The organism is Candidatus Latescibacterota bacterium (assembly GCA_019038625.1).
Taxonomy (GTDB): Bacteria; Krumholzibacteriota; Krumholzibacteriia; order Krumholzibacteriales; family Krumholzibacteriaceae; genus JAGLYV01.
Map to the genome: position 1 here is coordinate 1 of JAHOYU010000042.1, position 20,287 is coordinate 20,287.

Annotated in this window: 17 protein-coding genes; 12 read left to right on the forward strand and 5 right to left on the reverse strand. The window is 53.1% G+C overall.

Annotation, left to right across the window (positions count from 1 at the left end):
* The 6 genes from KOO63_02770 to KOO63_02795 all read left to right on the forward strand — a co-directional run.
* On the forward strand, positions 1-410 hold a 410-nt coding region (locus KOO63_02770; GenBank protein MBU8920761.1), incomplete at its 5' end, for a DUF5320 domain-containing protein.
* Between the two features lie 49 nt (positions 411-459).
* Entirely contained in the window at positions 460-1,452 is a 993-nt protein-coding gene (locus KOO63_02775; GenBank protein ID MBU8920762.1) for a 4Fe-4S binding protein, read from the forward strand.
* A gap of 57 nt (positions 1,453-1,509) precedes the next feature.
* Positions 1,510-2,388 carry an ATP-binding protein gene (locus tag KOO63_02780; protein ID MBU8920763.1) on the forward strand — a complete coding sequence of 293 codons (879 nt, stop codon included), beginning with the start codon at positions 1,510-1,512 and terminating at the stop codon, positions 2,386-2,388.
* Positions 2,388-3,614: a P-loop NTPase gene (locus KOO63_02785; protein MBU8920764.1), complete on the forward strand. Its 1,227-nt coding sequence runs from the start codon at positions 2,388-2,390 to the stop codon at positions 3,612-3,614. Before KOO63_02780 ends, KOO63_02785 begins: the two co-directional genes overlap by 1 nt.
* 50 nt (positions 3,615-3,664) lie before the next feature.
* Complete coding sequence (locus KOO63_02790; GenBank protein MBU8920765.1) at positions 3,665-4,852, forward strand: aminotransferase class I/II-fold pyridoxal phosphate-dependent enzyme; 1,188 nt, start codon at positions 3,665-3,667, stop codon at positions 4,850-4,852.
* Positions 4,853-4,914: 62 nt separating this feature from the next.
* Positions 4,915-5,595, forward strand: a complete 681-nt coding sequence (locus tag KOO63_02795) for a class I SAM-dependent methyltransferase (GenBank protein ID MBU8920766.1) — start codon at positions 4,915-4,917, stop codon at positions 5,593-5,595.
* A 42-nt stretch (positions 5,596-5,637) separates the two neighbouring features.
* On the opposite strand, the gene KOO63_02800 is transcribed toward KOO63_02795, so the two are convergent.
* Genes KOO63_02800 through ftcD form a run of 3 tightly spaced genes read right to left on the reverse strand, consistent with a single transcriptional unit; the run spans position 5,638 to position 9,711 of the window.
* Entirely contained in the window at positions 5,638-6,669 is a 1,032-nt protein-coding gene (locus KOO63_02800; protein ID MBU8920767.1) for an FAD:protein FMN transferase, read from the reverse strand.
* Between the two features lie 58 nt (positions 6,670-6,727).
* Positions 6,728-7,999: a glucose-6-phosphate isomerase gene (locus tag KOO63_02805; protein MBU8920768.1), complete on the reverse strand. Its 1,272-nt coding sequence runs from the start codon at positions 7,997-7,999 to the stop codon at positions 6,728-6,730.
* A gap of 41 nt (positions 8,000-8,040) precedes the next feature.
* Entirely contained in the window at positions 8,041-9,711 is a 1,671-nt protein-coding gene (ftcD, locus tag KOO63_02810; GenBank protein ID MBU8920769.1) for a glutamate formimidoyltransferase, read from the reverse strand.
* Positions 9,712-9,888: 177 nt separating this feature from the next.
* On the opposite strand from ftcD, the gene KOO63_02815 reads away from it, so the two are divergent.
* From KOO63_02815 to KOO63_02840, 6 genes are all read left to right on the forward strand, one after another.
* Complete coding sequence (locus KOO63_02815; protein ID MBU8920770.1) at positions 9,889-10,656, forward strand: sugar phosphate isomerase/epimerase; 768 nt, start codon at positions 9,889-9,891, stop codon at positions 10,654-10,656.
* A 159-nt stretch (positions 10,657-10,815) separates the two neighbouring features.
* A complete protein-coding gene (rmuC, locus tag KOO63_02820) occupies positions 10,816-12,060 on the forward strand; it encodes a DNA recombination protein RmuC (protein ID MBU8920771.1) in 1,245 nt (414 codons plus the stop codon).
* Positions 12,061-12,294: 234 nt separating this feature from the next.
* Positions 12,295-12,675, forward strand: coding sequence for an STAS/SEC14 domain-containing protein (locus tag KOO63_02825; protein MBU8920772.1), 381 nt, complete (start codon positions 12,295-12,297; stop codon positions 12,673-12,675).
* Positions 12,676-12,698: 23 nt separating this feature from the next.
* The gene (locus KOO63_02830) at positions 12,699-14,045 is read left to right on the forward strand and encodes a DUF885 domain-containing protein (protein ID MBU8920773.1); all 1,347 of its coding nucleotides are present in this window, start codon (positions 12,699-12,701) and stop codon (positions 14,043-14,045) included.
* A gap of 158 nt (positions 14,046-14,203) precedes the next feature.
* Positions 14,204-15,679: an MFS transporter gene (locus tag KOO63_02835; protein ID MBU8920774.1), complete on the forward strand. Its 1,476-nt coding sequence runs from the start codon at positions 14,204-14,206 to the stop codon at positions 15,677-15,679.
* 158 nt (positions 15,680-15,837) lie between these two features.
* Positions 15,838-16,815, forward strand: coding sequence for an acyltransferase family protein (locus KOO63_02840; protein MBU8920775.1), 978 nt, complete (start codon positions 15,838-15,840; stop codon positions 16,813-16,815).
* Between the two features lie 2 nt (positions 16,816-16,817).
* On the opposite strand, the gene KOO63_02845 is transcribed toward KOO63_02840, so the two are convergent.
* Both KOO63_02845 and KOO63_02850 read right to left on the reverse strand, forming a co-directional pair.
* Positions 16,818-18,155 carry a hypothetical protein gene (locus KOO63_02845; protein MBU8920776.1) on the reverse strand — a complete coding sequence of 446 codons (1,338 nt, stop codon included), beginning with the start codon at positions 18,153-18,155 and terminating at the stop codon, positions 16,818-16,820.
* Positions 18,156-18,179: 24 nt separating this feature from the next.
* Positions 18,180-20,141 (reverse strand): hypothetical protein, encoded by a 1,962-nt coding sequence (locus KOO63_02850; protein MBU8920777.1) that lies wholly within the window; start codon positions 20,139-20,141, stop codon positions 18,180-18,182.
* Positions 20,142-20,287: the final 146 nt, after the last annotated feature.

Genomic DNA, 20,287 nt, shown 5'->3' on the forward strand with positions numbered 1-20,287 from the left:
GAGCAGCACTGGTAGAGAATCGGAGGTGTGTTATGCCACGAGGAGACAGGACAGGACCAGAGGGTGGAGGTCCCAGAACGGGACGGGCGGCCGGATTTTGTGCCGGATTCGATAGTCCGGGATATATCAACCAGGCAGAGACTTTGCGTGGCGGCGCCGGATTTGGAGGACGTATGGGTATGGGCAATCGCCGGGGAATGGGCGCTTATGGGGGACCTGGTTTTAGAGGCGCTGGTTTCCAGGGTGGTGGTCGTGGATCCGGGATGAGACTGCGCGGACGCTATTATGATGGGGGCGGATCTGCCCCGAACCAGGCGAGTGAACTCGATATTCTTCGAGGCGATGCCGATAGGCTCGAGATCGAACTTGCGGCGGTGAAGGACAGGATGAAGAAACTGGAATCTGAGTAGAAGTATCTGAATAGGGATATCTGGGTATAGATATCAAACGGAGAGACGGATGAGGATTGCTTTTGCAAGTGGTAAGGGTGGTGCAGGGAAGACCACACTTGCTGTAAATCTGGCGGCGGTCGCAGCCGTCAGAGGGATAAAGACTACGTATTCTGATTGTGACGTTGAGGAACCGGATGGACATATTTTTCTTCATCCCGAGAACCTCGAAAGGACCGATGTCACTGTTCCCGTTCCCGTTGTAGACGATGATCTCTGCGACGGGTGCGGGAAATGCGGGGAAATCTGCAATTTCAACGCAATCAAGGTCCTGGCCGGCCGGGTCGTGTCATTTCCCGAACTGTGCCATTCCTGCGGCGGCTGTACGCTCGTATGCCCTCTGGGCGCGATATCGGAGATAGAACGAAAGACAGGCCATATCGCTACGGGAGTATCAGTCGTTAAATCCGGGAAAGATGCACCTGGCCGGCTTTATTATGAAGTAGATGAGTGTGGGGGGGAGAAAAACACAAAAGAGACAGTCGGGTTGGAGAGACCCGGGCTGGCAAAACTCCGTTTCACGATGGGAACACTTGATGTCGGTGAACCGAGATCGGTCCCGATCATCCAGGACCTGCTCACAATGCCCGACGAATCCAACCTTTTCATTATCGACTCTCCTCCTGGCACTTCCTGTCAGATGGTGGAATCGGTGCGGGGAGCGGACTATGTCGTTCTCGTAGCAGAGGCGACACCATTCGGTCTGAATGATTTTAAGCTGGCAGGAGAAGTAGTGAAGATGTTCGGGATAAGCTGTGGTGTCGTGCTGAACAGAGTGATGGAGAGCGAGGCATCTGCCACGGAGAGTTCTTCCAGGCCTGCACAGGACGGCATAAAAGAGTTCTGTCGAGAAAATGGATTCGAGGTCCTGGCCGAGATTCCCGCGATACGGAAAATAGCCGAGATCTCCTCGACCGGAGGCCTCGTTGCTTTTGAAATACCTGTGATGGAACAGGCGATAGATGCCATCCTGGACAGGCTGGCTGAGATAATTGCTGGTTAGCATGAAAGAGCCGGTCGCTGTGAAAGAACCGGCATCTATGAAAGAAACTATAGTAATATGAAAGAAATCGTAGTCATAAGCGGCAAGGGGGGCACTGGAAAGACCAGTATGGTCGCGTCGTTCGCGAGGCTGGCCGGACGCGTGGTATGCGCGGATTGCGATGTGGACGCGGCAAATCTGCATATAGTGACAAAGCCTGTAATCCGCGAGAAGATCGAATTCATCGGGGGAAAGGTTGCTGTGATCGACCAGGCATCCTGCACAGGGTGTGGCAGGTGTCATGAAGTGTGTCGTTTTTCAGCTGTCCTTGAGGACGGAAGTGTATATGATATCGATAGCATGGCATGCGAGGGATGCGGAGTATGCGCCGAGTTCTGTCCTGAGAAAGTGATCACGATGGAACCTGAGACCAATGGGGAATGGTACGTGTCCGATACTGATAACGGGCCGTTGATCCATGCAAGACTGCTGCCCGGAAGCGAGAATTCCGGAAAACTCGTCACCGAGGTCCGCAGGGCGGCCAGACGCGTGGCTGAAGAAGAGGGAATAAATACGATAATCGTAGACGGGTCCCCGGGGATCGGTTGTCCTGTGATAGCATCGGTTACAGGATCGGACGCTGTACTCGCCGTTACCGAGCCATCGCTGTCGGCGATGCATGATGTGAAAAGGGTCATCGACCTTGCCCGGCATTTTGAAATAAAGACCTTGATTTGTGTGAACAAATCAGACATTAACGAAGATATTACCGGTCAGATAAGGGAGATGGCCGAAAAGTCCGGGATACCATTCGCCGGGACCGTCAGATTCGATGAGGACTTCACAAAAGCCCAGATCTGCGGAAAAAGTATTTCGGAATTCAGTGATGGGACGGCCGCGTCGGATGTATCCGGCGTCTGGGAGTTCGTCCGCAGAGAACTTGGACTGGAGGATTGATGGCAGAACAGAATAATGATGAAGCGAGACTGGCCCTGAATCTCTCAAAGATAAAACACAAGGTGCTGGTTCTATCAGGTAAAGGCGGAGTAGGGAAAAGCACCGTAGCGGTGAATCTTGCCGTCGCGCTCGCCACGGCCGGAAAGAAGGTCGGACTGATCGATATCGACCTGCACGGGCCGAGTGTGCCGAAGATGCTTGGAATAGAGAATATGCCGCTGGATGGTTCGCAGAACTCGATCAAACCTTTCGTGGTCGGGGATAATCTCCTGGTCATGTCGATCGGTTTTCTCCTGAAAAACCAGGATGACGCGGTGATATGGCGCGGGCCACTGAAGATGGGTGTGATCAAACAGTTCCTCTCCGACGTGGATTGGGGCGAACTTGATTATATAGTAGTCGACTCACCTCCGGGCACAGGCGACGAGCCGCTGTCGATAGCGCAGCTTATCCCTGATGCTGATGGAGCCGTCATTGTGACGACACCACAGAATGTGGCCATCCAGGATGTCAGAAAATGTATCACTTTCTGCAGCCAGGTAAATCTTCCTGTTATCGGGGTCGTCGAGAATATGAGCGGATATGTCTGCCCTCATTGCGGAGAACATGACGATTTCTTCGGTAAGGGTGGAGGAGAGGAAATGGCCGCGGATATGAGTGTCCCGTTTATGGGAAGGGTGCCGTTCGAGTCCGGAGTAGTAGAGGCCGGGGACAGCGGAAGACCTTTCGTCATATCCAATCCCGAGTCCGAAGCGGGCAAGGTGTTCGCCTCTATGGCGGCGTCGCTTCTCACTCTGAAAGGAAGGAAGGCTCCCGTGATCACAGGAACCGGTAATTTAAAGATAGCTGTGCCGGTCGACGGTGGAAAGGTAAGCGAGCATTTCGGACATGCCGAGAAGTTTCTTGCTTTCGAGGTCGACAGGACAAAGAATACGGTTTCCGGACCGGAAGAACTTCAGCCTCCCGAACATGGTGTCGGAGTCATCCCCGAATGGCTGGCCGGAGAAAAAGTAGGTGTGGTCCTTGCCGGTGGTATCGGCCAGAAGGCAAAAGATATTTTCACCGAGCATGGTATAGAAGTAGTTACCGGTGTAGCGGAGAAGGATCCCGCTGAAGCCGTGAAGTCGTTTCTCGGAGGAGCTCTCGCTTCTAAGGGAGAAGCCTGTTCGGGACACGATCATGGCGGCGGATGCGGTGGACCTGGCGGCTGTGGAGGCAATAGTTAGAGTCTGACAGGTCCGTGTACGCGGACTACTGAAGAGAACGGAGAGCAGGAATGCACGACATCGAGAAAAAATCAAAACTTACGCAATGTGTACATGGCAGCCTCATCCCGGACGGGTCGGGCGCAGTGATTACACCGATATACCAGACCTCGACATTCAGTTTCAGAGATGTCGATCACGGGGCGGGACTGTTCGCCGGTAAAGAAGAGGGCTATATCTATTCACGTCTGGGTAATCCCACGGTCAGGTCAGTGGAGAAGGCAGTGGCCCTTCTGGAGGACGGATATGACGGGGTAGGCTGTGGTTCGGGTATGGCGGCGCTTCATCTTGCCTTCGCCTCGATCCTGAAGGCAGGCGATCATGCTATATGCAGTGAATCCGTATACGGACCGGTAGTAGGCCTGTTCACCCAGCAGTTCGGGAACTGGAACGTCGATGTATCGTTCGTAGATACGACCGATCTGGAGAAAATCAAGGCGGCCCTGAGGCCCGAGACCACGCTGATTCATATTGAGACTCCGGCCAATCCTACAATGGCGGTGACCGATCTCGCCGCGGTCGCGGAGCTGGCTCACTCGCACGGTGCCAAAATAACCGTGGACAATACATTCATGAGCCCGATCCTTCAGAGGCCCTTTGAGTTTGGCGCCGACGTGGTGATCCATTCGATGACGAAGTTCATCAATGGTCATGCCGATGTCGTTGCCGGAATGGTCATAGCGAAGAACGAGGAAGACTACAGGCATCTCAGGAAGATGTCGAACGCCTACGGCGGTACTATAGATCCATTCAACTCGTTCCTCGTGGCCAGAGGCATCAAGACTCTGGCGATCAGGATGGAAAAACACAACGCGAGCGGTATGAAGGTCGCCGAGTTCCTCGACAGTCACCCGAAGATAGCGAAGGTGATGTATCCCGGATTGAAGTCGCATCCGCAGTACGAGACGCACAAAAAGCAGGCTTCGGGCCCTGGTGGCCTTATCAGTTTCGAGCTCAAGGGAGGGCTGGAAGCCGGTAAGGTACTGATGGATTCGCTGGAATTATGTGTCCTGGCAGTCAGTCTCGGTGGTGTTGAGACATTGATCCAGCAGCCGGCCGCGATGACGCACGCGAGCATGGATCCAGCGATCAGGCAGCAGGCGGGAATCACCGACGGTCTGGTCAGGATCTCTGTAGGAATTGAAGAATTAGACGATATTCTGTCCGATCTGAGCCAGGGGCTCGACAGGATCGAATAAGGTCCTGAATGATTATTGACAGGGTTGCAGTTTTGGAACAACGGGGGAGTCTGGAGGAGGAGATGTCTGATGCGACCGGCCTTGCGAGATGGACAGACAAGGCAATGGTGTGGGAACCTTTCGCGCCAACGAGAAGCGTGATAGATGAATCAAAGGAAAAAAGTTCGGAGAAGGATAGATTATTTCTGGAACATGGGTTCGACCGGCACGCAGTAACGGATTTTGTCCTCGATTCGGCAAAACCGATACGGGGCCCTGTTCTGGATATAGGGACGGGTAAGGGGCTCGCCGCGATCGGCATCGCGAAACGCGGGCACAAAGTGGTCACACTGGATCCCGATGAAGATCAGATCAAGGCAGCCATAACGAATGCCGTTGGTGAGAAACTCGAATCGATGATCGAGTTTCACGTTGCCGATGTGAATGATATTCCGTTCAAGGATGAGAGTTTCAACCTTGCTGTCATGGTCGACGTCATCCATCACCTGAAAAATGCGGACAATTTACTTCCTGAAGTGTCCAGGATCCTGGCTCACGGAGGAAGGTTTGTGTTCTGCGATTTCACAGATGAAGGCTTCGCGATCATGGACAGGATCCATGGAGACGACGGGCATTCTCACGCGACCGGGGAGGGTGAGACTGTCGACAGCCTGGTGCGCGGATTTAATGATAACGGATTCAGATGTGTCAGCAGGGATACACGGTTTCACCAGTATCTTGTCATCGCCGAGAAGGTGGTTTAGGGTCAAGAGGTCTCGATCATCTCAGAGATAGAGGGGCGAGATCTAATCTGTCTCGATCTTCCAGCCAGAGCTTCCCATAAATTCAAAGGAGTCGTCGATAAGCGCGAATGCGACCCTGACGCCGGGAAGGGTCTCGGAGAGCTTCCGGCTCGCAACGGGTCCGAGGACGAAGAGTCCGGTCGAAAGAGCATCTGATTCTATCGCCGAAGGAGCAACGACTGTGACACTGAGTAGATGATCAACTGTCATCCCTGTCCTCGGGTCGATTATGTGGCCGTACTTCCTGCCGCCCAGAATAACGAAATTCTCGTAATTACCCGATGTCGCGATCGCTTCGTCGGTCATCAGGATCTTCCCGACTATCCCGCTTTCACCATGAGGTTCACGTATGCCGATCAACCAGCCCTCGCGTCCGGGAGGAGTGCCGATAGCGTACATGTTGCCGCTGAGGTTGACCAGAGCACTGTTCACTCCGGCACCTCGGAGTATCTTGACGCATCTGTCCACGCCATAACCTTTTCCGATACCTGCCAGATCGATCTGCATCCCGGCGGGGAGAGTGACGGTCAGAGAGTCGCGGTCCAGTATCACTCTGTCCGATCCTACATATGGTAGTGTCCGGGATATCGATTCTTCCGAGGGAATCTTCTCAAGAAGGAGTTCGCCGTCTTTCCGCTGAAATCCCCAGAGCCTGATCAGTGGACGCGCCGTCACATCGAAGGCGCCTTCGGTCAGGCCTGAATAATAGATGGACCTCTCGATGATCTCGAACAGTTCTTCCGAGATCTCGATCGGGATATTTTTCGGCCCATTGTTCAGAAGGGACAATTCGCTGTCGTCTCGCCAGTTGCTCATCAGTCCATCTATCCTGGCCAGTTCGTGAAAGGCCGTGCCGGCGATAGCCGCCGCCTCGTCCTCTTTCATCCCATAAATAGAGATGACACATTTCGAGCCCATGACGAAGGTCTCACGCGTGACCGGCATCTCTTTTCTCGAGCAGGACATGACCAGGGTCATGGTGAAGGCCAGAAGGGCCAGAGAGAATAGAAAAGATTTTCGCTGGAAACGGATCATAATAGTTTACTCCTGCCGACTGAATCCTGATTCACCCGGGATGATCGATGTGGACAGCTTATGAGCCCGGTTTGCCGAGCAGCTTGAACATCCTGGCCTTATATTCCTCGACGCCGGGCTGGTCAAACGGGTTGATACCGAGAAGCCGGCCTGTGACAGATACGACGATCTCGAAAAAGACGAAAAGCGCGCCGATAGTATCGGGTGTGATCGACGGCACTTCGATCGTTATCACGGGAAGGCCTCCAGCTTCGTGCGCTGATCTTGTTCCCTCGAAAGCCTTCGCGTTCACTTCGCTGACCGATCTTCCCGCCAGGTAGTTCAGGTTGTCGAGATCCTGCTGCTCGGATGGGATCGTCAGGTCCCGGAGAGGATGTCTTGCCACTAGAAATGTCTCCAGGATGTCACGGGCGCCTTCCTGCAGGAATTGTCCCAGTGAGTGCAGGTCGGTCGTCATGATAGTCGAGGCGGGGAAAAGACCCTTGCCCTCTTTTCCCTCCGATTCGCCTGCCAGCTGTTTCCACCATTCGCAGATCATGGCCAGCTCGGGATGGAATGTAGATAACACTTCTATCTTTGTTCCCCTGTCATGAAGAAGACTCCGCACAACCGCGTATCTCAACGCGTCATTGGTTCCCGAAGCCCTGGTGAACGTCTCAAGCGATCCGAGAGCCCCTGCCAGCATTCCCTTGACGGGTATGCCTGCTGCCGCGCAGGGGAGGAGTCCCACGGGGGAGAGGATGCTGAACCTGCCTCCGACATCGGACGGAATCGAAAATGTCTTCCATCCTTCTTTGGTCGCCATCTCCCTCAGCGCGCCCTTTGCCGGGTCGGTGATAGCTATGATCCTGTCTTTTATCGAGTCGGGGCCGAAAGTCTCTATCAGTTTACGTTTGAGAAGCCGGAAGGCGATGGCCGGTTCGGTCGTCGTGCCCGATTTCGAGATCATGCAGATAGAGAATCTCTTTCCATCGAGGCGGGACAGGAGAGCGTCCAGGTAGACTGGAGAGAGGTTGTTGCCCGCGAAGTAGACGGGAAATCCGGCTTCGAAGGGCAGGGCTTCTATGGCGGCCCTTGCTCCGATATACGATCCGCCTATCCCCACTACGACCAGGCAGTCATTTTCTTTCCGGATAGACTTTCCTGTATCGGCTAACTCATCGATCTTAATTTTTTCCATACGAGGAAGGTCAAGCCATCCCAGCATCCCCGCGCCCGGCCCTTTTTTTTCAAGCAGGGAATCGAGGGCATCTATGGCCGCGGGCATCCTGCCTGCGATGTCCTTTTCCTGGAGATGAGGGGACACTTTTTCGGTATCGATCGTGATCACAGCTGCCTCCTTGCGGCATACGACATTTCCCGTGCTGAAGGCTATTGTTCAAGTATCTTCTCGGTAAGGGCTATGGTCTCTTCGGTATGAGAGACTACTTCGGCCCTGATCCTGTCTGCCTCGGTCTTCGTGACGGTCCTGAATTCTTTATCCTCTATGCCGGGAAGATTTATGACGACGTTGAGCCAGGCCCCTTCGGCTGCGGTCCTCGCTGTCAGGGCCGCGACGGCGGAGTCGCTCGCCGAGTTTTTGTTACCCTTTTCACAGACCGCTCTGGCCAGCTTTGCCGCATCGAGTGAACGTTTCAACACACCCAACGGGATGAGGGTGGCTTCCTTCGTACATTCCTCTATTGCCGCGGCTCTTGCAGCCTTTTCCTCGTCGGTCTTTTTCTTCATCCTCATAGCATCCATCACACGGTTGAACGCGTCGGTGTCTTTGTCGACGTCGGTCAGGAATTCTTCCTTGAGACGCTGTGCCTCGATGCTGACCTCTTCCATGATATCGAAGGAGTCTTCGTATCCCTTCTTGCCATGAGTGAGAGCGGCGACCATCGCCGAGAGAGCTCCGCTCAGCGCGCCGCACAGGGCGGCCACGCTTCCCCCGCCAGGAGCGGGTGAATCGGTGGAGAGGACGTCGGCGAACTCAGAGGCCTTCATCGCGACCAGGCTGTCAGCCCTGTGAAACTGATATTCTATGATCTTTTTGTCCGCTTCGAATGGATAGAGGTCGCTGAGCCCCATGGAGAGATCGGCGATATGGACCAGTTCGGATTCAGGCACTCCTGTGAGCTTGCCCATCTTTGCCAGATAATGTTTTCCCGCCTGGACAAGAGCCTCCAGGGGGATAAGGCCTACAAGTTCGCTTCCTGTGACTCTGGCGCCCAGTTCCTGCGCTATCCGGGAGCATTCGTCGAATACGAGATGAGGGGGCGTTACATTGTAGTTCGTGAGATTGATAGAGACCTGGGCCCTTCCAAAATCGTCCATGTACCACCCGACCGCCTTGCATTCCTTAAATATGCCGGGAGCTCTCACAGATTTGCCATTTTCATCTTTTACGACCTTGCCTGCCTCGTCGCGTGCCAGTTTGCCCTTTTCCCGGATCGTGAAGGCGATATCCCTCGCGACCTTCGTGTCGCGGGTATTGAGATTGACATTATATGCAATGAGGAATTCTCTGGCGCTGATCGCCGTTGCGCCAGCGCCCGGGTTGAACTCGGCAGGGCCGCAGTCAGGTTTCCACTCGGGATCCTTCAACTTTTCTGAAAGGGCCTCGTATTCACCGGATCGGACTGTGGCGAGGTTTTTCCATTCGGGCTTCGATGCGGCGTATTCGTAGAAGTAAACGGGTATTCCCAGTTCGCTTCCTACCCTCTCACCAAGCCTGTGTGCAAGCTCGATACATTCGTCCATCGTTATTCCGCTTACCGGGACGAAGGGGCATACGTCGGTCGCCCCCATACGGGCGTGCGTGCCGGTATGAGTACGCATATCGATGACCTCAGCGGCTTTTTTTATTGCCCTGAACGCCGCTTCGACGACTTCGTCGGGCGTGCCGATCATAGTGACGACTGTCCTGTTAGTGTCTTTCCCGGGGTCGACATCGAGAAGTTTTACTCCCTCGACTCCACTTATCTCGTTAGTGATTGCATCGATCTTGGCCATATCAAGGCCTTCACTGAAGTTGGGTACGCATTCGACCAGTTTCATATTCTCGATCACGCTCCTTGTCTTATCTTCAAAAATCTTTTACTTCGGGAAGAATAATCAGAGAGGCAGGAGAGGTCAAGACACTTTGCTTTCGAGAAAAGGTTATCAGGCCCAAAGAGTAGTCAGGATTCACCAACATTCTTGTAATATACTTCCGAATCTGGCAGTATAGCTCTCATGGAGTATCACCTGAGCATACCATTGAGCAGGATCGAGGAAAATATCGATTTCGTCACGGAGAACGGTTTTCAGCCGGAAGTCCGGATGACAGATGTCGATTATATGATGGGCCTCAAGACAGATGACCTGAAACGTCTTGGTGAGGTCTTCGAGCAGAACAGATTCAGGCCTTTTACTCATGGCCCGTTTTTCGGACTCGACGTGGCCGGTATAGACAGAAACATAGCGGAATATTCCATCCGCGCACTTCTTCACGGGCTTGAGATCACCAGTGGACTCGGTGGAAAAGTGATGGTCATGCATACGGGCTACCTTCCCCAGTTTTCGAGGGGTGGGCGGAGGCACTGGTTCAGGAACTGGGCGGAGAGGATGCCAGCCGTCATGGAACGTGCGAACAGCCTCGGTGTGACTCTTGCGCTGGAAAACACATGGGACGACCGGCCGGAGGTGTTGATCCATCTGGCAGACCTTCTGCCAGGCCACTCGGTGCGGTTCTGCATCGACACGGGGCATGTGAACGCATTCTCGAGGCTTCATATATCCAGGTGGTGGAACGCGCTCGAAGGCAGGATAGCGGCCCTGCACCTGCATGACAACGACGGGATCTCCGACGATCATCTGGTGCCGGGTAGGGGGACATTCGATTTTTCCGAACTGGCGAAGTTGATGAAAGAGTCGAAGGACAGACCTCTTCTTGACCTGGAAGTGGATATTCCGAACGCGGTTCTGGCGAGAGAGGTGCTCGATGGCATATTCAACCGGTGATGGCGAATGATCGTCGACAGTGATAGATCATCTCGATAAAGTCGTATTACTGAACGACAGGTCGCCGGCTGATGCCGGCGGGACGGAGGGATTGACTTGTTTCTAACTGGCGTTTCGATAATGGTCCTGCTCATAGCGATCATCATACTTATTGTCCATATGATTCGAAGGCTTTCCGCCGGTGGACCAGACCTGGAGAAGGGTGTCAGGGATGAATTCCGCCAGGCCCGGGAGGAAGCTCAGAGAGCGGCTAAGGACCTGCGCGAGGAAGTGTCGGGAACACAGAAAAACACTACGGAGACGATGGTCAGATCCATAGAGGCGATCGGCAAGGGCCAGAAGGACAATCTGGAAAATATATCGAAACGGATCGAGGAGCTCACCAGATCAAACGAGGATATTCTCGGTAAGCTGCGCGGGACGATCGACGACAAGTTAAGGGAGCTGCAGGAGAGTAATGAGAAGAAACTGGAGCAGATGAGGGAGACTGTAGACGAAAAACTCCAGAAAACGCTGGAAAAAAGACTTGGTGAATCTTTCAAGCTGGTCAGTGAACGGCTGGAAGCGGTCCAGAAAGGCCTCGGTGAGATGAAGAGCCTCGCCACAGGAGTCGGAGACCTGAAAAAAGTCCTGACAAATGTCAAGGCGAGAGGGATATGGGGCGAGGTACAACTGGGCGCTCTTCTCGAACAGGTGTTGACGCCGGAGCAGTACGGAACGAATATAGCGACGAAGAAAGACTCGGCGGACAGGGTGGAGTTCGCCATCAGGCTGCCCGGACCGGATGAGGATCCTGATGAATGTGTCTGGCTGCCGATTGATGCAAAATTTCCCCAGGAAGATTATCTGCGGCTTGTCGACGCGTCGGAGGCGGCCGATCCCGCCGCGGTGCAGCAGGCATCAGCGGCACTGGTCAGGGCAGTACACACCTCGGCGAAAGATATCAGGGATAAATATCTGGACCCTCCGAATACGACCGACTTTGCGATCATGTTCCTTCCGACCGAGGGACTTTATGCCGAGATCCTCCGTCAGCCTGGAGAAGTCGAACGCCTTCAGAATGAATTCCGTATCGTGGTGACAGGGCCGACCACCCTGGCCGCGACTCTCAGCAGCCTCAGGATGGGGTTCCGGACCCTTGCGATCGAGAAACGTTCCAGCGAGGTGTGGAAAGTGCTTTCGGCGGTCAAAACGGAGTTCGGTAAATTCGGGACTATACTCGATAAAGTCCAGAAACAGCTCAATGCAGCATCGAATACTATCGAAAGCACCGGAGCCAGGACGAGGGCCATGGAGAGGAAGTTAAGAGAAGTCGAGACTCTTCCAGAAAGTGAATCGGGCGCACTCCTTGAACTCTCTGACGGCAAACTGGATGAAGCTGAGGAGACAGCTCCCGAAGAATAGGGATAGCAATAGTCGAGGATACCGACTCGATCGGTAGAATGGACAATCCTGTCATCATCGATCAATTGGACCTGCCAGGTGAATACTCTCTCACTCTGAATATAATTATTTGAATTTCACGAAAATTCTGTACAATAGGAACTTGCTGATAAATCAATGAACAGTTGGTGGGTCGAACCGGAGGGGGGAGTGTGTCCAGGCCGAACGGTCAGGGGATAAAAGGGGGCGCGACCTATGGGAATCAGTACGGAGATCGACAGGGAGTCCGGTCTCAGGATACATGTCGTCACAGGACGTCTGACGATGGAAGACCTCATCGGCAGTCTCGAAAAGGTCTATTCCAGGCCTGATTATGATCCGGCCATGAATGTACTATGGGATCTGAGGGATGCTGATTTCAGCGCATTCGTATCCCCTCAGATACAACAGGTGAGGGATTTCGTGACTTCGAACTGGGGTACCGAAGGAACGAGCCACGCCGCAATGGTCGTTTCCAGTGACGAGGCTTTCGGACTTATGAGGATGTACGAATTCTACCTGAAACAGAAATCGAGAAACGAAGTCCAGGTCTTTCGGGATTATGATGAGGCCCTCGACTGGATAACGAAAAAGTAGCCAGCCTGAAGGAAAGGAATAATATGCTGCATTCGAGGTCGTCGGCGACTTTGGTTGGGCTGGTGATTTTGTCAATGGTTCTCGCGCTGTTAGTGTTGCCGGGATGCGCCTCGCGGGAAGGCGGGAACGAAAAAGGAAATGAGGCATCGATGAACCGGATCGCCGAAAGATATGTCAGACTGACTCTGGCGCTGGGTCAGCATGACAAGATGTATGTTGACGCGTATTACGGCCCGGACGAATGGCAGAAAGAAGCTGAATCGGACAGCATGGGCCTCGCGGCGATCGGTTCCGAGACCGGAGAACTTCTCGCTGCCCTGAAAAACCTGAAAGTGGATGGAGATGACGAACTGCTCAGGCTGAGACACTCATTTCTCGCAAGGCACATCGAGGCGCTTGCCACATGGGTGAAAGTAAGGGACGGGGAACGGTTCTCGTTCGATCAGGAAGCCGAAGCCCTTTACGATTCGAAGATACCGACATACGATGAAAGCTATTTTGCGGAGACCCTTGCCGAAATCGACCGGCTTCTCCCACCGGGCGAGGGAAATGTCCAGGAGAGGCTGGAGAAGTACCGTGAGGATTTCATCATTCCGAAAGACAAGGTCGCTGAAATCTTTACGATAGTCCTCGAAGAGGCCAGGACCAGGACAAAGAAGTATATAGAGCTTCCCGAAGGAGAATCTTTCGAAGTGGAATATGTCACGGGCACTTCCTGGGGAGCTTATAACTGGTACAAGGGAAATGCCCGCAGCCTGATCCAGGTGAATACGGACCTCCCCACGTATATTGACAGCCCACTGGGCCTCGCTGCGCATGAGGGATATCCGGGGCATCATGTATATAACGCCCTTCTCGAGAAGAATCTTGCCAGGGAAAGGGGCTGGGTCGAGTACTCTGTCTATCCACTGTTCAGCCCTCTTTCTTTTCTTGCCGAAGGCACAGCCAATTATGGGATAGAGGTAGCTTTTCCCAGCGGTGAACGATTGGCTTATGAGCGCGATGTATTATACCCGTTAGCGGGAATCGACCCGGAGAGAGCTGATGAGTATGCGAGGATTCAGAAGCTGGCGAAGAAGCTGTCGAGGGCAAGGATCCAATCGGCGAGGATGTATCTCGATCAGAAGTGGACGAGAGAAGAGACGATAGACTATCTCTCGAAATACTCTCTTCTTTCAAGGGCCCGAGCCGGGAAGGTGATCGACTTTTTCGATGAGTTCAGGAGTTATATCATAAATTACTATGTCGGTTATGACGTAGTTAAGGAGTATATAGAGGGGATCGAAGGAACAATGGAAGACCCGGCCCTTCAATGGAAAGAGTTTGAAAAGCTTCTCTCAACACCCCGTGTTCCATCGGGCCTGAGCTGATTTACGGGAGTTTTTACTCATAAAATAATCCCGAAATAGTTAAAAAAGCTTTTAGAAATAATCATAAAAGGTGATATTATCCTCTATCTTCGGGTTTAACCGACGGATATTGTCGACAATCAGTTTTTATTGTTTACGCCAACTCGGGAGGTCGCGCCTTGGTAGAAGCTGCCAGAAGAAAACTCAATGAGTCAGCCGGAATGCGATGGTTCGCTCTGATCCTGATCAGTACGCTCCTGTTCAGTACTTACTGGTTCCAGGACTGTCTCGGTCCACTCAAGGGCCTGATGGAGTCTGAGCTGGGACTGAACAGTGATCAGTTCGGGCGTATCGCGTCTTCGACGACCTGGGCAAATCTTGCCCTGATGATCATCGTCGGTGGTATCGCTCTCGACAAATGGGGGATACGAAAGACCGGTACGTTATTCGGCATTCTGGCCGTGGCCGGAGCCGCTATCGTCGCCCTGGCAGCGAAAGGTGTGTTCGGGTCCGATGAAAGATCGACTATGATCTGGATGATAGTCGGGAGGATCCTGTTTGGCACTGGACTTGAGACCGTCTGCGTCATGGTCTCGCGGACGGTGGTGAAGTGGTTCAAGGGCTACGAACTGGCTCTCGCGATGGGTATCAACGTGGGGTTCGGCCGTCTCGGTTCTGCCGGCACGAACTTCTTCGGTGTCGAGATAGCGAACAACAGCGTGTTTACAGGTGTATCGTTCGCGGCGACGCTGATCGGCGTTTCGCTCATCTGCTTCCTTGTCTACCTGATCCTGGACGTCAAGTTCGACAAGGCGGCCGGTATCCAGGCGGGAGAAGGGGACGGAGACAAGTTCAAGTTCAAGGATCTCACCGATTTGATCACCAATCATTCGTTTATTTTTATCGCTCTTCTCTGCGTGGCGTTCTACTCGGCGGTATTTCCCTTCGTGCAGTACGCGCCTGACCTTTTAATCAATAAGTTCGGGTTTACATCGACACTGCCTGATATGGCGGGGTGGTCGTTTGTGGAGAAGTTCAAGGCCTTCTTCCAGAACGGGCCGAAGGTGACGAGCCTCATTCCTCTCGGGACGATACTCTTCACCCCGATCTTCGGTCGTCTGGTCGACAAGAAGGGCAAGGCCGCGACACTGATGATCATCGGTTCGCTTCTGCTCATTTTTGCCCATCTTTCGCTTTCGGTCTTCAACAATATAATTCTTGGTTACTTTGGTCTGTTAGCTCTGGGCGTCGCTTTTTCGCTGGTACCAGCCGCGATGTGGCCTTCGGTCGCGAAGATCGTGCCCGAGAACAGGCTGGGAACAGCCTACGCGACCATGTTTACCATTCAGAACTACGGCCTTGCCGCATTCTTCTGGGGGATCGGAAAGGTCCTGAACATGGTCAACCCCGCGATCGTCAATCAGATCAGAGATACAAGGGAAAGTCTGATAGCAAGTGGAATGAGCGGGAGTGATGTAGCTATGAGGATCGAGGAACTCAAGATTGCAGGGGAGATTCCTCCCTACAATTACACGATGCCTATTCTCATGCTCGTGGTCCTCGGCGTCATATCGATATTCCTTGCCTTCCAGCTCAAAAAGGCTGACAGGAGACAGGGATACGGACTGGAAATGCCTACGGGGCATGAAGGTTGATCGAGTAAATCGGATTGCTGCCTGTGTCTGTGTGGACACAGGATGAGATAACGGCCCGGAGAGCTTGCGCTCTTCGGGCCGTGGACTTTCATAGTCTGTGATGCTCCAGGGGCAGAGACAATGAGATTCGGGGAATTGTCGATCAGTGGAAAGTGGGCATGAAGACTTCCGGTAAAAGAGATCTTTCTCTCGATATCCTGAGGTCCGGCGCTATCCTGTATATCGTCGGGGTCTGGCATCTTCAGGAATATTCACCATCGTTCTCTTTCTCTAATGATATTACCTGTCTTATCACGGATGTAGTGCTTGCCCTGGTTTTCTATATTTCCGGATACGTGCTGTCCAGTCGTTATGATATTACCGGGTTGCCTGATCTCTTTTCCTTTTTCAGGAAGAGGATACTGAGGATATATCCCATGTATCTCGGGACGCTGGCCATCTTTGCAGTCATCCACCTGATAAGTCCCGGCGCTTTTCTGAGAGCATCGCTTCTCACAAATATGGTCACCGGCGAGAATCTCAAAACACTCTGGTTCGTCTGCCTCCTGTTACACTTATATCTGATGACACCTTTTTTTCTGTACAGGTTCAGCCCTGTCAGGATAATCGCATCATCGGCTGGATTATTCACACTTCTTGTCGTCATCAATTACGGAACCGGATATATTGATCTCAGGTTTGCCCAGTATCTTCCTGCTTTTGTCGCGGGAATACTGGTGGCGAGGGCCAGTGTTGTCGAGAATCTTCTGAAAAACAGGATTTTTCTGGTTCTTTCTCTGGTGCCCCTTACCTGTGGGTTTATCGCCTACTCCAGGTTTGACGGTCAATATTTCCGTCTCTTTATCTCAATCGGCTCTTTCCTGGCCTCTCTGGGTCTTCTTCTGTACCTCGGGCGATTGTTCAGCCACTTTTGCAACAGGAGGTTTGTCGGCTTTCTGGGTTATTCGAGTTATGCGCTATATCTTCTTCACAGGATCAGCTTTTCGACAGGGAAAAGGTTTTTCGCGCCGCAAGGTGTCGTCCCCTCGATCCTGTATTTTGTCGTGTTCATCCTGCCGGTGACTGTCATCATGGCCTATTATATTCAGAAGGCTTACGATCGTCTGATCGTAGATCGGTTTTCAGGTCGAAATTGAATTCAGATCCCCCTGGGACCCCAGGATTCTTTCCGTCGATCCGTGTCGGGGACTCTTTGATCCTCATCTTCCTTATTACCACTGAAATCAAGATACGATGAGACGGCCAGGATAAATCCGTTTCCCATCGAAGGGAGCATCGTGCCAGATGAGGCCCAGGCGAGATCGAGATTGAACGAGGAGAATCTAAACCCCAGACCCAGTCCGAGTGACATCCCATGAAATCCACCGATCGAGATCCCTGCTCTGAGAGGCATGAAACTGATTCTGCTGTATTCGCATCCGGTCGACAGTTCCGGGTCGTAGTCGGCTCCGGGAGTCGCGCGGAGCCGGAACTTGAGATCCGCTGCAAGAAGAAAGTCTCCTGCCTGGCGGGCAGCCCCGAGATTTAACTCCGGGACCAGAGTGGATACGAACGATTTCACGTCTCGATCTATTTCACTGGACTGAATGGTAGTCGAGTCGTCGGCCGTTTCGGCACTGAACGAGTCGACTGTGAAGATGTACTCGGAGAATTCCGTATCGACATTCCAGTTTATGAAGGACACCAGGTTTCTTACGCCCGCCGAGAATGTCCACTTTTCGCCGAAGAGTGAGGCGATCCCCACATCGAGTCCCAGTCCGGACCCGCCCCGTGCGGTCCGTATGAGGATCGATCCGTCAGCGTCTATGCCTGACATCGATGTAGTTGCCGTTGCTTCCGCCCTGCTCACGTTCATATAGGTTATCCCCCGGATATATTTGCAGTTCACTCCGACAGCAAGCTCACCCCAGTCGTATTTTCCAATATTGTATCCGTATGCGAGATTGAAATCGGCGTGGACGAATGCCTCGCCGTCGGCAAGGTCAGTATCGATCGTCTCGCCCATGCCGTTTCCAAAGAAGGCAAGGTCGACTACATCTCTGGACAGGCTGCCGGCAGCCGAGGCTTCCACCGTTGTCGCCAGGACCAGCGGACCTCTGGATAACGACAGGGTCGAGGCTGTGACGTTTCCTCTGAACTGAAGCCCTTCGTCCGGTATCATCGACAGGATATACTGCCGGTCTGATTCGCTGAGATTGGCTCCGTTATACTTTTCATAATCCGAGATGGAAAAGGTGTTGTTATCGAGAGCAGACCCGATCGCGAAGAGTTGGACTCGCAGCCAGGGCCGGTCCGAAAGGCCGAGGTTTCCAGGGCAGAGACCGATCGCGTCGTATCCCCTGGCGACAGCCGTATAGCTGCCGGCCATAGCTATCGACCTTGCGTCACACCATACTCCTGCCTTTATCGAAGGTCCCGGGAGGCTGGCCATCAACATGGTTGTTATCAGGAACAGTATCGATCCGTTACGTGACACAGCGCCGCCTTCCAGTGATCGTCATCATTCTTCTCCTATGGTCAGGATGACGTCCATATATGCTCTGACCGTGATCCAGTCGGTCTGGATCATTCTTACCGTCTCCCCGGCAGTGCCAGGGAACCATATCGACTGACCGATATAGATTCTTTCGTTTTCGAGGATCTGCAGATCGTCATGAGTCAGGTGAAACACATTTTCGCTGGTTCGCGCAGCCGAGACCAGTCCTTCGATCCCGATCTCACCGATGGATACCTCAATCGGCCCTATCGTAAGTTCGGGGTCATCAAACAGTGTCAGAGAATCGCTCGACATGAATATCGTCACATACACTTCCAGTGGGAGATGATTGATGATCGTTGTCGTGAGAGTGGCTTCTTTCATACGGTCCGTGAGATCGGAGAGGTCTTCAGCTTCGATGTCGGTATGGTTGATCTCCGATTCGAATTCTGTCTCACCTATGGCAAGTTCAAGAGGCGAGATGATCGATACAGACCCGGATACATAGCTGCCGGACGACACCGTCCCGCTTGAGATCCCGTCACCGACCATGGCGTGGCCGGTTATCGTTATATGCCCGGGAATCGGATCGAGCAATGCCTGGATATTACTGTCTGTGATCAATGTCTTTACCGGCGACTCGGGTGTTCCCGGCCGGACAGTGCCGAAGATGGTCAGTTCGGCCCCGTTATCCGCGCTGAGAAGGAGTTCGATCGTCGCGGGGAACCCGACAGCGCTTACTATATCCATCTCAAGAATGGCTCCTGTAAGACTGAAGTTCTCGAATCCATCGGGGATATCTACGACGACATCGGTCTGGCCGATCTCTACTCGTTCAGGTCCAGTAACACCGGCCATCGAGGAAAGCAGGAGTTCAGAGATGTTGATGTCCACGAGGAAGTTGTCCGTGGAGTCAAAATCGATCTGGCCCTCTCCGCTGGATGGTATATCGATAGTCAGGGATGCGGTGATCTGTTGCCCCTCTACACCGGCTGAGGGATATAGGACATACTCAGCCAGGCTCCGGGTGATCATCTGCGATTGCCCGGGGCTCAGCCCTGCAGATATGGACATCGGTGAGCCATCCAGTATCAGCCCGGGCACGGTGACATTAGCGAGGACCACCGTTCCTGTGCCGTTGAATATCCCGATCCGAAGTTCTCCCGAGATGATCGATGCGGAGACGATAGCGTCGTCCCCTCCGATATTGATTTCTTCAGAGAAGACCTTTGTCTGACCGGGGACAGCCGCTCTGGCCGAGGATACGCTCAAAGTCCCGGGAAAGTACGCTTCCACGAGGAGGCTTTTCCCATTGAGACTTTCAATAGAATCACCTGGTGTATGCATGTGAGCATCGAAAGAAAGATCGTTTGTGACAGTCATTCCCGAAAGGTCTATCATTCTCGTTCCAGTTTCGCCTTTGTCGAGTCCACCGGTGAATTCGATCGATGCTATCCTGAACCCCGACCCATCGTCGTCAATGTCGAGTATCAGTGTGTCGAGTGGGAGATCCAGTCTGTTGGTCACGCTGATCTCCATCATGCCGGATTCTATCACCGCTCTTTCTATATCCTGAAATAATGGAAAATCTTTGCCGGCATCCAGCGAAAGGGGGGGTATCAATCCTCCCATACCTATATAGTCAGCAAGCAGGATCTCCGACGATACTCCATCCGGAACAGAGATCTCGATGGTTCCCAGGACTTCGCTGAAGCTTTCGGAGAATCCCTCCACGGAAAGCCCCGCGTCTATCGTGACAGGAGAGATCTCCTCGCTGATGGTGAAGGAAATAGCACCCGTAGAATCATAAGCCAGAGCCTCTTCCGATATCCGGTCTATTATCTCGAGCATGTCATACTCATGATCGACCAGGGGAAGGGTCAACCCTATATCCCAACTGGGAGCTTCGGGGGTTTCGATCGAGCAGGACAACAGGGATAACTGGCAGATGAGAATAATAACGAGGGCTGAATCCCGATGGCGCATTCGGTGTGTCCTTTCCTGTAAAGCCGGGCGTCGATGGATCAACGATCCTGCGGCCGATGATTTTCAGCCAGATTTTCAGCAGCATCGAGTCTGGTAGCCAGTAATACTATTCGGCAGAAAGTCGACCTGGTTTACAATTATTTATT

Bases quoted from the DNA above. Each gene is read 5' to 3' on its own strand.
- KOO63_02815 (MBU8920770.1), top strand. From the start codon at position 9,889: ATGGAGTATCACCTGAGCATACCATTGAGCAGGATCGAGGAAAATATC.
- KOO63_02780 (MBU8920763.1), top strand. From the start codon at position 1,510: ATGAAAGAAATCGTAGTCATAAGCGGCAAGGGGGGCACTGGAAAGACC.
- ftcD (MBU8920769.1), bottom strand. From the start codon at position 9,711: ATGAAACTGGTCGAATGCGTACCCAACTTCAGTGAAGGCCTTGATATG.
- KOO63_02775 (MBU8920762.1), top strand. From the start codon at position 460: ATGAGGATTGCTTTTGCAAGTGGTAAGGGTGGTGCAGGGAAGACCACA.
- KOO63_02825 (MBU8920772.1), top strand. From the start codon at position 12,295: ATGGGAATCAGTACGGAGATCGACAGGGAGTCCGGTCTCAGGATACAT.
- KOO63_02785 (MBU8920764.1), top strand. From the start codon at position 2,388: ATGGCAGAACAGAATAATGATGAAGCGAGACTGGCCCTGAATCTCTCA.
- KOO63_02790 (MBU8920765.1), top strand. From the start codon at position 3,665: ATGCACGACATCGAGAAAAAATCAAAACTTACGCAATGTGTACATGGC.
- rmuC (MBU8920771.1), top strand. From the start codon at position 10,816: ATGATTCGAAGGCTTTCCGCCGGTGGACCAGACCTGGAGAAGGGTGTC.
- KOO63_02830 (MBU8920773.1), top strand. From the start codon at position 12,699: ATGCTGCATTCGAGGTCGTCGGCGACTTTGGTTGGGCTGGTGATTTTG.
- KOO63_02840 (MBU8920775.1), top strand. From the start codon at position 15,838: ATGAAGACTTCCGGTAAAAGAGATCTTTCTCTCGATATCCTGAGGTCC.
- KOO63_02850 (MBU8920777.1), bottom strand. From the start codon at position 20,141: ATGCGCCATCGGGATTCAGCCCTCGTTATTATTCTCATCTGCCAGTTA.
- KOO63_02800 (MBU8920767.1), bottom strand. From the start codon at position 6,669: ATGATCCGTTTCCAGCGAAAATCTTTTCTATTCTCTCTGGCCCTTCTG.
- KOO63_02795 (MBU8920766.1), top strand. From the start codon at position 4,915: ATGTCTGATGCGACCGGCCTTGCGAGATGGACAGACAAGGCAATGGTG.